Origin of the sequence: Paenibacillus sp. 276b, from assembly GCF_900107875.1 — a bacterium.
In the GTDB taxonomy this organism is placed as follows: Bacteria; Bacillota; Bacilli; order Paenibacillales; family Paenibacillaceae; genus Paenibacillus; species Paenibacillus marchantiae.
Genome location: NZ_FNRR01000009.1, coordinates 127,618 through 141,851, shown reverse-complemented (window position 1 = coordinate 141,851; position 14,234 = coordinate 127,618). Strand labels below are relative to the sequence as shown.

The following is a 14,234-nucleotide window of genomic DNA, read 5'->3' as shown; positions in this document are numbered from 1 at the left end:
TACGGATTGTGGGTCTGAACCCTTTTATAGAAGAATAGGAGTGCCTTATGGATATGAAAATTACCGGAGACCAGATGCTGGTCAAAAAAATAAACAAGTCGATCGTCCTCGATACGATTCGGCGTCATGCCCCCCTCTCCCGTGCACGGGTATCCGAGATTACAGGGCTGAACAAAGCAACGGTATCCAATCTGGTTGCCGATCTGATCAATGATGAACTCTTGCAGGAAATTGGCCCTGGGGAATCCAGCGGTGGACGTAAACCTCTGATGTTGCTATTTCGCGGTACATCGGGATATGCCGTAGGTTTGGAACTCAGCGTGACCCACTTAAAGGGTGTGCTTACCGATCTTGAAGGTCATATCATCACAGAGTACGCCGTGAAGCTGGAACAACATGATGTCTCCTCTGTATTTGAACAGCTGAAACTTGCGGCAGAACATCTGATTCAGGCAGCCCCTCCCTCCCCTCACGGGGTAATTGGCATTGGAATCGGGGTGCCGGGTATGGTGGACGAGGAAGGGACGGTGCTGTTTGCACCCAACTTGGGGTGGGAGAAGGTTCCCCTGCGTGCCATGCTGGAAGAAGTATTCGAGTTACCTGTCACGATCGACAATGAAGCGAATGCAGGTGCACATGGAGAATTGAATTTTGGTGCGGGTATCGGTGTACGTCATCTGATCTATATTAGTGCAGGCATCGGGATTGGTTCAGGCATTATGGTGGATGGCGAGCTGTACAAAGGTGCCTGGGGATATGCCGGAGAAACAGGCCATATGTCCATTGAAGCAGAGGGCAGACCTTGCTCCTGTGGCAATCGTGGCTGCTGGGAGTTATATGCTTCGGAGAAAGCTTATGAGCACCCGGATCATCAATTGCTTTTGCCAGCACATACTACACGGGAATTGATTGATTATGCACAGCAAGGCCATGAAGATGTATTGAAATTATACCAGGAAATCGGCCGCAAACTGGGGGTTGGCATCACCAATATCGTCAACAGTTTTAATCCTGAGCGCATCATTATCGGCGGCCCTCTTTCTGAAGCAGGACCATGGATTGAAACGGCGCTAAAACAAGTGGTGGAGGAGCGTACGTTGCCCTATCACCGCCGCAGTTTGCAGATTGAATGGGCTGCTCTGGGCAGTCGGTCCACACGTGTGGGTGCCGCTTACTCAGCAATTTCCCAATTTCTAGGTAAAATAAGAGTGTCCGTCTAATAACCGCTGAAAATTGACATCATTTTGCCCCATTTCCTCCCTTTTTGTTAAAGAAATCCAGAGGTATAATAGGGTTATGTGATTTTTGTCATGGCGGCATGAATGTCGCCGTGTTAATTCCGATGACGAAACGGAGTGAAAATTCGTGACCTACGTGGATACTTCAGATATCTCGGCGCAAATGTTTGTCACCGTACTCCTGTTCCTGATCGTGCTTGCGCCGCTGTTCAGCCTTGGCATACTTCGATTGTTTCAGAGCAAAAAGAAGGCTGGTTTCATGTACATGCTGTCAGGCGTACTGGTGTATGTAGTATTTCAGACCTTTATGAGTATATTTTTTTAGATAAAATATGTTTGATTTTAACGTCAAATCCCTTTTTACATCCACAAAAGAGTTCATGAAACATGTGCTCTGTTGTAGCTGTGAAAGGGGATTTTTCATATTGCAATTAAAAGAAGCCTCAGTCCTGATTCGGACTAAGGCTTCTCCAATATATATTCAAACGGCTCGCGCGAACCGGAATAGCTGCATTTGACTTGAACTTACCCTATACAGGGTAAATTAAGCGTCCAGCGCTTTGGCGAATTGAGTCTTGTTCATACCCAGAATACGGTGTTCACCAATAACAGTCAGAGGTACGGCACGTACGCCCATATCCCATACTTGTTGTGCGAACTCATCGCTTGTCTCGATGTTACGCTCTTCATAAGAGATGCCTTTGTCAGCCAGGAAGCTCTTTACCGATTTGCAGTTTGGGCAGTTGGTTGATGTGTATACAATTACGTTTTCCATGTTTATTCACCTCATATTGTTATTTTATAGACTGATCTATTGCTCAGAACAGCTCTTCCCTTACAGGACTACAGCGCTGTGCTCCAAGCTCTCAATATATTTCTCTGTATCCATCGCAGCCATACATCCGCTACCTGCTGCTGTGATCGCTTGTTTGTAACGGGTATCCTGTACATCACCACAAGCGAATACGCCTGGAATATTGGTTTCGGATGTGCCCGGTGTAGTCAGAATATAACCGTGTTCGTCGGTTGTGATCTGTCCGCCTAAGAATCCGGTGTTTGGTGTGTGACCAATCGCTACGAATACACCACTAGCAGGAATGATTTCTTCTTCACCTGTTTCGTTGTTCAGTACTTTCAATCCTGTTACGCCGTTGTCGCCAGCCAGCACTTCAAGAGGGGTACGGTTCAATGCCATTTCCACTTTCTCATTGCTGCGTGCACGATCCTGCATGATTTTGGAACCACGCAGTTCTTCACGACGGTGTACCAGGGTTACTTTGGAACCGAAACGGGACAGGAAGCTCGCTTCCTCCAGCGCGGAGTCGCCACCGCCAATAACGATGATCTCTTTGTTGCGGAAGAAGAATCCATCACATGTCGCACAAGTGCTGACACCACGGCCCACATTTGTTTCTTCTCCAGGAATACCAAGGTATTTAGCAGATGCACCCGTAGACAGGATCAAGGTTTCGGATACGAGTTCACCCATGCCTTCAACCTGAATTTTGAATGGACGCTCGCTCATATCGATGTTGTTTACCCAGCCTGTACGGAATTCTGCACCGAAGCGTTCTGCTTGTTTGCGCATATTGTCCATCAGTTCAGGACCCATAATACCGTCAGGGAAACCTGGGAAGTTCTCCACTTCTGTTGTTGTTGTTAGTTGACCACCAGGTTGTGGTCCTTCAATAACGAGTGGGTTCAAGTTGGCACGTGCCAAATAGATTGCTGCTGTCAGCCCTGCAGGGCCTGTTCCAATAATAATTGATTTATACATGTATAGTTCCTCCCCCGGGTTCTGCAAAAAGGTCAGGCACTCCGGCATCAAAAGCAAATGCTTTTGCATACACTAGAACGAAAGCCTACATCATGTCCACATGACCTGCCCGTTATGACAATTAACCTATGCAGAAACGGAATTCTAATTTATAATCATTCTAATCTGTTGTTCATTATGATCTCTTTTATGTACGGTGTCAATGCTCGGCAGCGATTATGAAGAAGTCTTCATCAGGAGGGAAAATGGAAGCATGAACGATGCACTCATTGGCAGCTTTATCTCAGCCATGTCTACCGGCCTTGGGGCCATACCTATTCTATTTATGCGCAAAGTAACACACCGCCTGCGTGATATTTTGCTTGCCTACGCAGCAGGCATCATGACCTCTGCCTCGGTGTACAATCTCATACCGGAAGCACTCGGGCAATCCAATTTGTTCGTACTTGCCCTTGGTATCATGCTGGGCAGCATGGTTCTGCTTGTACTGGAGATGAAGATTCCCCATGTGGATCTGGAAAATCCCGAGAAGATGCCTTTCAAAATTGAAGCCAAAGCCTTCATGATTATTGCAGCCATCACCATGCATAACCTGCCCGAAGGGCTATCGGTAGGTGTCAGCTACGCAAGCAGTGACGCAGGACTTGGCAATCTGATTGCCTTTTCCATTGGATTGCAGAATGCGCCGGAAGGATTCCTGGTCGCCCTCTTCCTCGTCAATCAGAACATCGGTCGCTTCAAAGCGCTCGGTATCGCCACGCTGACTGGCGCAGTTGAAATTGTTACAGCCATGATTGGTTACACTCTCAGTAGTCTGGTCTCAGGTCTCGTCCCTTATGGTCTTGCCTTTGCAGCAGGTGCGATGATGTTCATCGTGTACAAGGAATTGATTCCCGAAAGCCACGGCGACGGCAACGCACGGGCGGCAACGGTTTCCTTTTTGCTCGGACTGATCACGATGATTGGGCTGACTGAACTCTTCTAATGGAAAAAACAAAGAACAGCCCCCACATGAACACAAGAATGGACAGCAAAAAAACCTGAAAGCACAGCGGCTCGCTGAACTTCCAGGTTCTTTTTTTGTTCACAAATGAAGATTCAATGAAATAGTTGAAACGATCTGTAAAGATCGACAGACGATCAGATTCCGGATTTGATAAATCGAATCAGTTCGGCATTGAATTTTTCCAATTCATCATAGAACGCCCCGTGACCGCTCTCCTCAAAAGCAATCAATTGAGAACCGGCAATGCCTTTGTGCATCTCCTCGGCGAACTCAAACGGGCATATCTCATCCTTCTTCCCGTGCAAAATGGCTGTAGGTACCTGAATCGAACTCAGGTCACCTCGCAAATCCTCATCCCGCAGGGCAATCGCACTGTTAATCGTACTGTAAGACGAGGCCTCCATGCCGAGTGCATGGAACCAATCCATAAACGGCTGGCTATGCTGCTTCGCGAAAAACATGCCGCCAAACGTCTCCAGCAGCTTCGGACGATCAACGAAGATCGGCTCAATAATCCGCTCGGTAAGCTGCGCTGGAGTCAGGCCATACGGATAACCCTCACGCTGCGTGAACACCGGTGCCGCCGCTGACAATAGCGCTAGCTTGGATACACCATGTCCCGCATGGCGGGCCATATAATGCACGGCAATCGCTCCACCCATGGAGAAACCTGCAAGTACCACGTCACTCAACTCTAGATCATCAATCACAGCACGAACATCGTCCGCCATCCGGTCGTAGTCATAGCCTGTGGACGGTGCGTCCGACTTGCCATAACCTCTGAAATCTATGGCAATGGCACGAATGCCGTGATTAGGCAGTACATTTAATTGATATTCAAACATTTTATAATTAACTGGCCAGCCGTGCAAAAAGACAACCGGTGTTCCTTGGCCAATATCTTCAACAAATACACTCACATTCGGTTCCACTTGTACGTAACGTCCCATATTTCACAGCTCCCTTTATTGTCATGTCGTTGCAGCGGCAGATTGCCGCACTGCATGGTAATGTATCAATAACAACGTTCCCTTAGTCATATTCCATGTAGAACGTTCCTCTGGATTTGTCTCTTCGATTCATTACCCGCTGACCCAAGGTTCAAACGCCGTTTTTTTCAATTGGATATCGTTATCGCAGGAGTCTTAGTCCATTCAGAATAACCAGGATTGTGCTGCCTTCATGGCCTACCACACCCAATGGTAATGCAACATCTTGTAAGAAGTTACCCGCGATTAGAGCCAGAATTACCGTGATGGCAAAAAACATATTCTGCTTCACCGTCCGCTGCGCCCGACGTGCCTGCCTGATTACCCAGGCGATTTCTTCAATATTATCATTCATCAGTACAACATCCGCTACTTCCAGTGCCGTGCCACTGCCTGATACACCCATGCCCATGCCAACCGTTGCCGCTGCAAGTGCAGGCGCATCATTCACACCATCCCCAACCATCAACACTTGCCCGTACTGTTCGCGAAGCAGATGCACCTGCTTCACTTTATCTTCGGGTAACAAACCTGCGTATACCAGGCTTACACCTGTCTCACGGGCGATCACTGCTGCCGATTCGGGACGATCACCTGTCAGCATAGCCACTTTCACACCCATCGCTTCCAGCATTCTCACCGCTGCAACCGCTTGTGGGCGCACGGTGTCCCTCATCGCGATCAATCCGGCCATTTGCCCGTTCGCTGTTATGGCAGACACGGTTTTGCCTTCTCCCTCAAGTTGGGCACGTATGCCATACCACACAGCAAGATCGTCCATATTAGAAGCAATAAATTGCTTCTCTATATCATTTGCGTTATTTACCTCACTGATATGATGCGTATCCAACTCATCCGTTTTCCCAATTTTCCAGAGAACGCCGTCTACTTTCCCTTCAATCCCCCAGCCCGTCAGAGCTTGAACCTGTTCAGCAATCGGGAGGTTGATGTCCTCCTTGCTTGCCTGCTCCACAATAGCCCGAGCCAGTGGGTGCATCGAAAGGTTCTCGATGGCGGCTACCGCACCCAACAACTGTGTCCGGTCATATCCGTCTGTCGTTATAATATCGGTCACCTGTGGTGTACCCATCGTCAATGTCCCCGTTTTATCAAAAGCAACCACCCGGGTCTGGGCCATGTTCTCCACATGAGCGCCACCCTTGAAAAGAATACCGCGACGTGCACTGCTGGACATCGCTGATAACATGACCGGCATAATGGAAGAAACCAGGGCACAAGGTGAAGCTACAACCAGAAAGACCATTGCTTTGTAAAACGCCTCATTCCACGTCCAACCAAGCAATAGAGGTGTTCCCGCAATAACCAGTACCGTTACGGCGACAACAATACGGGCGTATATTCCCTCGAATCGCTCAATAAAGCGTTGGGAATCCGGCACTTCCGTCTGCGCTTCTTCCACCAATTTAATGATTTTGCCAAACAACGATCCTTCAGCGGATTTGGTCACCTCCACATATAGGGCACCTTCGCCGTTCACAGTACCTGCAAATACTTCGTCACCAGCAATTTTGTCTACGGGTAAGGATTCTCCTGTAATCGAGGCCTGATTGATAAAAGAGCTGCCTCGGTACACAACACCATCCGCCGGAACCAGTTCGCCCGGCTTCACCAGCAACAGATCCCCCGGCTGCAAATCATCGATGGATACACGATTCATTTTACCGTCCTCAATACGCAGCGCCGTTTCCGGTTTGAGCGCCAGCAGTGATGAAATATCCTTGTGACTGCGCTCCGTTGCATAGCTTTCCAGTGCACCACTTAACGCAAAAATAAAGATCAGCATGGCGCCTTCATTCCAGTAGCCGATGGCTGCCGCTCCCAATGATGCTGCAATCATGAGCAGATTTACATCGAGATCACGATCCTTGACCAGTGTCTCTATGCCTTCTTTGGCTTTGGTCCATCCACCTATGGCATAAGCAACAATATATAGCAGTACAGATAACGGGTTAGACCATGATGCCGTCGCCCAGGCAATAAGCATCAAAAGTCCACTGCCCAGAGCAGCTTGCATTTCCCTGTTGCGCAGCATAGCCCGAAAGTCTGGTTTGCGCCCTCGGCCTGGGCCAGGTGTATTGGTTGAACGCTGTTCAGCTTTTGCTTGGGTTTGAATGGGTTGGTGTATCGCTTGCATATGAATCACAATCCTTTCTGAATGTCGGGTTGTGGAGTGCATTTTGCTGCATCCATGTCCCGTGTATTGAAGTCGTATTGAGAATGAGAGCCATTGTTAATACCCTAAAAATGACACATGCTGCTGCGGGAATCCCGCAGCAGCATGGTTATTGAATGGTTGTCGAATGATTTTCAAATCATTTTGAATGAGAATGATAATCATTTTTGTACTTATGCAATTATTTTTACCCAATACAACTTTTGATTCATTATATGCCTGTGCTTTGCATTTGTAAATGGGTTTTTCACCTTAGCCGGTGTAAAATTAAAAAAGCCACTCGTCCATAAGGACAAGCGGCTCGTATGAATTTAATTTGTTCACGTTATGAATTAAACACTAACGCTTGATTGCTGGCTAGCCTTAATGGCTTGCTCCAGATCGTAGAGGATATCCTGAATATTCTCTGTACCCACAGATAGACGAATCAGCTCAGGATTAACTCCGGCTGCAGTCTGCTCATCTTCTGTCAGCTGTTGATGCGTCGTACTTGCCGGATGAATGATCAGTGACTTGGAGTCACCTACGTTGGCAAGGTGAGAGAACAGCTTCACATTTTCAATCAGTTTACGTCCTGCATCCACTCCGCCTTTGATACCAAAGGTCAGAATGGCTCCCTGGCCTTTCGGCAAATACTTCTGTGCCAGTTCATAGGAAGGGTGACTCGGCAAACCTGCGTAGCTTACCCATTCCACATCCTCATGTTTCTCCAGATATTGCGCCACAGCCAGTGCGTTGCTGCTATGACGTTCTACACGCAGATGCAGTGTCTCCAGCCCTTGAATGAGCAACCATGAATTGAAAGGTGAGATCGTAGCACCAAAGTCACGCAGCAATTGTACACGAGCTTTGATAATATAAGCAATCGGTCCAACCGCTTCTGTATATACGACACCATGATAGCTGGAATCCGGTTCTGTCAGTCCCGGGAACTTGCCACTCGCTTTCCAGTCGAATTTGCCGCTGTCCACAATAACTCCACCAATGGAAGTACCGTGACCGCCAATAAATTTGGTAGCCGAATGAACGACAATATCAGCTCCATGTTCGATTGGACGAAGCAGATACGGACTTGGGAATGTATTGTCTACAATCAAAGGAATGCCATGTTCATGGGCGATAGCTGCCACAGCTTCAATGTCCAGTACGTTGCCTTGCGGATTACCAATCGTTTCAGCGTACAATGCTTTGGTTTTGTCCGTAATCGCCGCCCGGAAATTTTCAGGATCACTGGAATCTACAAACTTTACATCTAAGCCAAGTTTCGGTAGTGTGGTTGAGAACAGATTGTACGTTCCTCCATACAGACTCGCTGCGGAAACAATCTCATCTCCCGCACCTGCGATGTTTAAGAGGGAGAACGTAATCGCTGCCTGACCGGAAGCCGTAGCCAGTGCACCAGCGCCTCCCTCAAGTGCAGCAATACGTTGTTCGAACACATCCGTGGTCGGATTCATCAGACGTGTATAGATATTGCCAAACTCTTTCAATCCAAACAGATTGGCTGCATGCTCCGTATCACGGAATCCGTAGGATGTTGTTTGGTACAACGGTACTGCACGTGCATGGGTGGTCGGATCAATCTCCTGGCCGGCATGAATTGCCAATGTTTCAAATGAAAGCTCACGTTCGTTTGACATAAATCTGTTTCCTCCCTTAACTTATACGTTTGGCAAATCCCTAGATGTCATGACATGGTGGCGTATGTTTTCCATATTCTCTCACAAGATGTCGCTTTTGAAAAGAAATATTTCCGATTTTTCCGATGAGAAATATTAAATATGTATCAGTAAGACTGCTACACCAAAAAAACCTTTGCTCCCGCAAAGGTTTTTCGGATTTTTTTCAACCATCACCTGCTGAACTTCTGCGCGAATTTATACCGTTTATACCCGAACGCCACTCCATATCTCACTTAAATGCTTGGCCGCTGGGACAGCTTCTTCCGCCGTTACCCCTTCTAGTGAAATATCGATGTGTGGTTTATAGCTCTTCAATAGTTCAAAAAATAACGGATAATCCAGAATGCCCTCACCCGGCACCGGATTGAACTTTTCACCCTGCGCATTGAAAGCCACATCTTTGGCATGAATGACAATGATACGCTGATACAGCGTTTCCATCACTTCACGCAGGAATGCAGACTGGTCAGCCACATGAGGTTGTTTGATCAGATTACAAGGATCGAACAGCATGCCCAGATTGGATGAAGGAATTTCTTCAAACAGACGGATCATATGTTCACGTGTATGAAGCGTATGGGTAGATACTGGCTCAATCGCCGCATGAACGCCCCACTTTTCCGCCTCTTCCGCCAGTTCCTCTACCGTCTCCCGCAGCACCGTCCATGCCTTTTCTTCATATGCATCCGGATGAGTGTCGCGATACGTATCCAGGCCCCCTGTCTCCGTTGCAACCATGCTGCAACCGAAATCCCGGGCATAACGCAGATGCTCCTTGAATCGTTCAATGTCTGCACGACGAGCCACAGGATCAGGATCAATCGGGTTAATGTAGCAACCTAGTACCGCAATCTTGACTCCGCGCTGTGCAAATTGATCTCCGATCTCATTCGCCAGTCCAGGGCTCAGCTTGCCGTTGGCCGAGTCCACATCCGACAAGGCCTTGGCTAATGCCAGCTGGACCGAATTAAATCCGTTATCTGCGATGGTCTGTGCAAGCTGTGCTGTAGGCTGTTTACCAAACGTATGCGCAAGAATACCAAATTTCATGTCATTGCCTCCTTTGCATCGATCGCTGACAGCGTTAACGAGCCATCCAGCCGCCATCCACATTCAGTACGTGACCATTCAAATAATCCGAAGCCGCCGATGCCAGGAAAACAACCGGACCTTTCAGATCCTCAGGTGTTCCCCAGCGTCCAGCCGGAATCCGTGCCGTGATGTCACGGTACCGATTTTCATCGGCGCGAATCTGAGTTGTATTGTCTGTTTCCATATAGCCTGGTGCAATCCCGTTGATTTGAACACCTTTGCCTGCCCATTCATTCGCGAGTGCTTTCGTTAAACCGGCTACCCCATGTTTACTGGCCGTGTATCCCGGTACATTAATTCCACCCTGATAAGATAGCATGGATGCAATGTTAATGATCTTGCCACTTCCCCGTTCAATCATATGTCTGCCAGCCAACTGGCTCAGGAAAAATACCGTGTTCAGGTTAAGACCAATGACATCATGCCAGTCCTGTTGACCGTGATCGGCTGCAGGTGTGCGACGAATAATTCCTGCATTGTTGACCAGAATATCAATTCTCCCTTGAAAGGCTAATGCCTTTTCAAACACCCCGGTCAATTCGTCCTCACGGCTCAAATCAGCTTCAATCACATACGCTTTACGTCCGAGAGCCTCAATAGCACGCGCTGTTTTCGATGGATTGGAGTAGGAAACCAGCACAACATCCGCGCCGGCTTCAGCAAGGCCAATCGCCATTCCTTGCCCCAGTCCTCCTGACGTACCAGTGACAAGTGCAACTTGTCCGCTTAAATCAAATGGATTCATGAATGATTCCTCCGCATGGTTATTGGGTTGCAAACCGTGTTCTTCAGCCTCGGCAGTCATGTAACCACTGTGGAACTGAAGATCAGCTCTGATAATCCACTTCAATACCATTTTGCCTGTATAGGGCTGCTGTCTCCTCATCCAAGCGACTATCGCTGATGATACAGTCCAGCTCCGAACAGTGTGCAAAGGTCCGAAGGGCAAATTGTCCGAATTTATAATGATCCACGACGCCATAGACCTGCTGTGAAGCAGAGATCATTGCTTTTTTTAGTGGCACCAGATCTCCTGTATATATGGAAAGTCCAAATTCCGGATGAAGTGCCGTCGTGGAGATAAACGCTTTGTGAATGTTGAGACCGGAAATGAAGGCAGCCGTATCGTCTCCCACCAGCATATTGCGAACTCTTGCTCCGCCGGGCACAACCAGTCGCACCTGCTCCTTTTTGGTCAGCTCAGCAATGATGAACAGATCATTGGTAACCACGGTAATGGACTGATTGTCCATACGCTTCGCCATCTCCAACGTAGTGCTCCCGCCATCCAGCGCAACAATATCTCCTGGTCGGATATACGCAAGGGCTCGCTCGGCAATCTCCGTTTTCTCCGAATGATGCTTTTCCGTAGCCCCACGACTCGTGAGGATGCCGTACTGGTCGTTCTGAGCCAGCATCGCACCCCCATGGACACGTACGAGCAATCCCATGCCTTCCAGCTTATCGAGATCCTCCCGTACGGTCTTGCCCGTCACCTGCAGCAGTTCACTCAGATCACTAACGGTGACTTCCTGCCGCTCCAGCAGAGCCTCCATAATTTTTTCATGTCTTTTCAATGGATTCATCACAGATCAACTTCCTGTTTCTTTGGAATTTACGCGCCTATTTCAGGTCTTTCATCGCCACGCCGTCCATATCCTCGAACGTCTGGTTTTCCCCAGCCATTGCCCAGCAGAAGGTATAGCTGCTCGTACCGACACCACTGTGGACAGACCAGCTAGGAGAGATGATGGCCTGACGGTCACGTACAACCAGATGCCGTGTTTCATTTGGCTCGCCCATCATATGGAATACGACGCCATCTTCCGGCAGGTTGAAATACAAGTATACTTCGGAACGGCGGTTGTGGGTATGTGCAGGCATCGTATTCCACATGTTGCCCTTGTCGAGTTCCGTAATGCCCATCACCAGCTGACAGCTCTGAATCCCGCCTTCTCCCTGATGGATATAGCGATAGATCGTCCGTTCATTCGAGCTTTCGATGCTGCCAAGGTGGTTCGGCTGAGCTTGTTCTTGCGTTGCTTTTACTGTTGGATATGTGTGGTGAGCCGGTGTGGATACAAAATAAAACTGAGCCGGCTGATCCTTGCCGCTGCTCTTGAACACGACTTCTTTTACACCTCTGCCGATGTACAGGCATTCTTTCGCACCAATCTCGTAGCCTTGACCGTCAGCTGTCACGGTTCCATGGCCTCCAACATTAATGATACCGATTTCACGACGCTCTAGGAAAAAGTTCGTTCCGATATCCTTCAGATTCACTTCAAGTGCGATATCCTTGCTTTGAGGTACAGCCGTTCCTACAATATAACGATCTACATGAGAGTAAACGGTTACCAACTCATCTGTGGCAAACAATTGCTCCATCAGAAATTCCTCGCGCAGACGGGAGGTATCATAGTTTTTCACTTCATTTGGGTGTGCAGCATAACGGTTTTGCATCATTAATCCATTCCTTTCGTTAGTCAGATAATGTTCATATAAGTTCATTTTAGTTCATTATGTATCTTTTGTGTACCTTTTTTTATAAAAAAAGAACCCGACGGGAAAATCCCCGCCAGGCTCTGCTGATCTTGCGATGTATTATAAGGAGTAAATGAGCGCCTCATAAGGACGCAAACGAACGGTGCCGTTTCTAACCTCATCGGAGGTTGACCGATCCAAATTGCCAATGATCAAGCGGGCATTCGTCGCTCGATCAGCGAATGAAGCAGGCAGACGATAGGACTGCTCCCGGTCCGAGTGATTGAGAATGACAAGCCATGTCTCTCCATCCAGACTGCGGCTATATGCATATACATGCTCTTCCCCTGCCGATTGGTCACTATAATCTCCATAGACCATAACCGCGTGTGTTTTACGCAGGGCAATCAGCTGCTGGTAATATGCAAATATGGAGTCCTGCGCGGCCAAATCCCGCTCCACATTAATCTCTTCATAGTTGGGATTCACCTGCATCCACGGCTGCCCTTCGGTAAACCCGGCGTGCTTGCTGCCATCCCACTGCATGGGTGTCCGGGAATTATCCCGGCTCAGCGGCTGAAGACTGTGGAGCACTTCATCTGGCGCACGACCTTTACCGATTTCTTCATTATACTTGTTCTTCATTGCAATATCGTGATATTCATCAATGGAAGAGAACCGGACACCCGTCATGCCGATCTCCTCTCCCTGGAATACATACGGTGTTCCCGGAAGAGTATGAATCATGGTCGCCAGTTGTTTGGCGGATTCCACACGGTATTGTCCATCATTGCCGTACCTCGAAACCTGTCGGGTGTGATCGTGATTGTTCAGGAACTGGGAGTTCCAACCTTCATGGCGGAATGCTTCATACCAGCTCTCCTGAATTTCCTTGTACCGTGCCAGATCCCAAGTAGGCATGTCATCCGCCACCTGGAAATGGAATAACGTATGCAGCTCTTTCCGGTTATCCCCCACATACAGAAGGCCATCTACTGGTGTGACAAACGGAATTTCTCCTACAGTCATGATGTCATAATGCTGGAGAACCTCCCGGTTCATTTCCTGCAAATATTCATGAATACCCGGATTATTGCCCAGATAATCAATGTTCTCCGGGTGCTCCGCATTCGGGAAACCTTCCAGCTTGGCGAGCAGATTAATAACATCCATGCGGAAGCCATCAATGCCCTGATCCAGCCAGAAACGCATCATCCGGTAAATTTCCTGACGCAGCTCGGGATTTTCCCAATTCAGATCAGGCTGCTCCTTGGCAAAGGAGTGGAAATAATACTCTCCCGTCCGCTCGTCATATGTCCAGGTCGACGGTTCAAAATAGGAGCGCCAGTTGTTCGGTGGGCCATCCGGTTTCCCCGGCTTCCATATATACCAGTCGCGTTTCGGATTATCGACAGATGAACGTGATTCTTCAAACCATGCATGCTGCTCTGATGTATGATTGACCACCAGATCCATAATGAGCTTCATGCCCAGTTCATGGACCTTGTCCAGCAATTTCTTGAACTGCTCCATCGTTCCGGCTTTCGCCATGATACGGTAATAATCCGCGATATCGTATCCGTTGTCTTTATCCGGCGATTCATAAATGGGATTAAGCCAGATGACATCAATACCCAGACTTTTAATATAGTCGAGCTTAAGCATCAAGCCCTCCAAATCCCCGATGCCGTCCCCATTCGCATCCAGGAAGCTCCGCCAGTAGACCTGATATACCACGGCTTCTTTCCACCATGCCCGGTTCATGCTGCATC

The 14,234-nt window shown here is 48.4% G+C and carries 13 protein-coding genes; 3 read left to right on the top strand and 10 right to left on the bottom strand.

The window, feature by feature from the left end; genetic code table 11:
• Positions 1-53: 53 nt before the first annotated feature.
• Both BLV50_RS28890 and BLV50_RS28885 read left to right on the top strand, forming a co-directional pair.
• Positions 54-1,220, top strand: a complete 1,167-nt coding sequence (locus BLV50_RS28890) for an ROK family transcriptional regulator (protein ID WP_064641135.1) — start codon at positions 54-56, stop codon at positions 1,218-1,220.
• Positions 1,221-1,365: 145 nt separating this feature from the next.
• Positions 1,366-1,563, top strand: coding sequence for a hypothetical protein (locus BLV50_RS28885; protein WP_053779005.1), 198 nt, complete (start codon positions 1,366-1,368; stop codon positions 1,561-1,563).
• 219 nt (positions 1,564-1,782) lie between these two features.
• Here the strand turns inward: BLV50_RS28885 and BLV50_RS28880 are convergent, their stop codons facing one another.
• Both BLV50_RS28880 and trxB read right to left on the bottom strand, forming a co-directional pair.
• A complete protein-coding gene (locus tag BLV50_RS28880) occupies positions 1,783-2,013 on the bottom strand; it encodes a glutaredoxin family protein (protein ID WP_024631391.1) in 231 nt (76 codons plus the stop codon).
• 60 nt (positions 2,014-2,073) lie between these two features.
• Entirely contained in the window at positions 2,074-3,015 is a 942-nt protein-coding gene (gene trxB, locus BLV50_RS28875; RefSeq protein ID WP_076291238.1) for a thioredoxin-disulfide reductase, read from the bottom strand.
• 253 nt (positions 3,016-3,268) lie between these two features.
• On the opposite strand from trxB, the gene BLV50_RS28870 reads away from it, so the two are divergent.
• Entirely contained in the window at positions 3,269-4,000 is a 732-nt protein-coding gene (locus tag BLV50_RS28870; protein ID WP_053779008.1) for a ZIP family metal transporter, read from the top strand.
• Between the two features lie 155 nt (positions 4,001-4,155).
• Here the strand turns inward: BLV50_RS28870 and BLV50_RS28865 are convergent, their stop codons facing one another.
• From BLV50_RS28865 to BLV50_RS28830, 8 genes are all read right to left on the bottom strand, one after another.
• Positions 4,156-4,971: an alpha/beta fold hydrolase gene (locus BLV50_RS28865; RefSeq protein ID WP_090811374.1), complete on the bottom strand. Its 816-nt coding sequence runs from the start codon at positions 4,969-4,971 to the stop codon at positions 4,156-4,158.
• A 181-nt stretch (positions 4,972-5,152) separates the two neighbouring features.
• Positions 5,153-7,165 carry a heavy metal translocating P-type ATPase gene (locus BLV50_RS28860; RefSeq protein WP_090811432.1) on the bottom strand — a complete coding sequence of 671 codons (2,013 nt, stop codon included), beginning with the start codon at positions 7,163-7,165 and terminating at the stop codon, positions 5,153-5,155.
• A gap of 371 nt (positions 7,166-7,536) precedes the next feature.
• Positions 7,537-8,844 (bottom strand): homocysteine synthase, encoded by a 1,308-nt coding sequence (locus BLV50_RS28855; protein WP_063566572.1) that lies wholly within the window; start codon positions 8,842-8,844, stop codon positions 7,537-7,539.
• A 246-nt stretch (positions 8,845-9,090) separates the two neighbouring features.
• Positions 9,091-9,936: a sugar phosphate isomerase/epimerase family protein gene (locus tag BLV50_RS28850; protein ID WP_090811372.1), complete on the bottom strand. Its 846-nt coding sequence runs from the start codon at positions 9,934-9,936 to the stop codon at positions 9,091-9,093.
• A 34-nt stretch (positions 9,937-9,970) separates the two neighbouring features.
• A complete protein-coding gene (gene kduD, locus BLV50_RS28845) occupies positions 9,971-10,723 on the bottom strand; it encodes a 2-dehydro-3-deoxy-D-gluconate 5-dehydrogenase KduD (protein ID WP_090811430.1) in 753 nt (250 codons plus the stop codon).
• Between the two features lie 82 nt (positions 10,724-10,805).
• Positions 10,806-11,564, bottom strand: a complete 759-nt coding sequence (locus BLV50_RS28840) for a DeoR/GlpR family DNA-binding transcription regulator (protein WP_177031288.1) — start codon at positions 11,562-11,564, stop codon at positions 10,806-10,808.
• A gap of 37 nt (positions 11,565-11,601) precedes the next feature.
• The gene (kduI, locus tag BLV50_RS28835; protein WP_063566631.1) at positions 11,602-12,441 is read right to left on the bottom strand and encodes a 5-dehydro-4-deoxy-D-glucuronate isomerase; all 840 of its coding nucleotides are present in this window, start codon (positions 12,439-12,441) and stop codon (positions 11,602-11,604) included.
• 141 nt (positions 12,442-12,582) lie between these two features.
• The gene (locus tag BLV50_RS28830; protein WP_090811368.1) at positions 12,583-14,226 is read right to left on the bottom strand and encodes an alpha-glucosidase; all 1,644 of its coding nucleotides are present in this window, start codon (positions 14,224-14,226) and stop codon (positions 12,583-12,585) included.
• Positions 14,227-14,234: the final 8 nt, after the last annotated feature.

Coding starts and splice junctions, on each gene's coding strand:
- BLV50_RS28890 (WP_064641135.1), top strand. CDS start 54: ATGAAAATTACCGGAGACCAGATGCTGGTCAAAAAAATAAACAAGTCG.
- BLV50_RS28880 (WP_024631391.1), bottom strand. CDS start 2,013: ATGGAAAACGTAATTGTATACACATCAACCAACTGCCCAAACTGCAAA.
- trxB (WP_076291238.1), bottom strand. CDS start 3,015: ATGTATAAATCAATTATTATTGGAACAGGCCCTGCAGGGCTGACAGCA.
- BLV50_RS28870 (WP_053779008.1), top strand. CDS start 3,269: ATGAACGATGCACTCATTGGCAGCTTTATCTCAGCCATGTCTACCGGC.
- BLV50_RS28865 (WP_090811374.1), bottom strand. CDS start 4,971: ATGGGACGTTACGTACAAGTGGAACCGAATGTGAGTGTATTTGTTGAA.
- BLV50_RS28860 (WP_090811432.1), bottom strand. CDS start 7,165: ATGCAAGCGATACACCAACCCATTCAAACCCAAGCAAAAGCTGAACAG.
- BLV50_RS28855 (WP_063566572.1), bottom strand. CDS start 8,844: ATGTCAAACGAACGTGAGCTTTCATTTGAAACATTGGCAATTCATGCC.
- BLV50_RS28850 (WP_090811372.1), bottom strand. CDS start 9,936: ATGAAATTTGGTATTCTTGCGCATACGTTTGGTAAACAGCCTACAGCA.
- kduD (WP_090811430.1), bottom strand. CDS start 10,723: ATGAATCCATTTGATTTAAGCGGACAAGTTGCACTTGTCACTGGTACG.
- BLV50_RS28840 (WP_177031288.1), bottom strand. CDS start 11,564: ATGAATCCATTGAAAAGACATGAAAAAATTATGGAGGCTCTGCTGGAG.
- kduI (WP_063566631.1), bottom strand. CDS start 12,441: ATGCAAAACCGTTATGCTGCACACCCAAATGAAGTGAAAAACTATGAT.
- BLV50_RS28830 (WP_090811368.1), bottom strand. CDS start 14,226: ATGAACCGGGCATGGTGGAAAGAAGCCGTGGTATATCAGGTCTACTGG.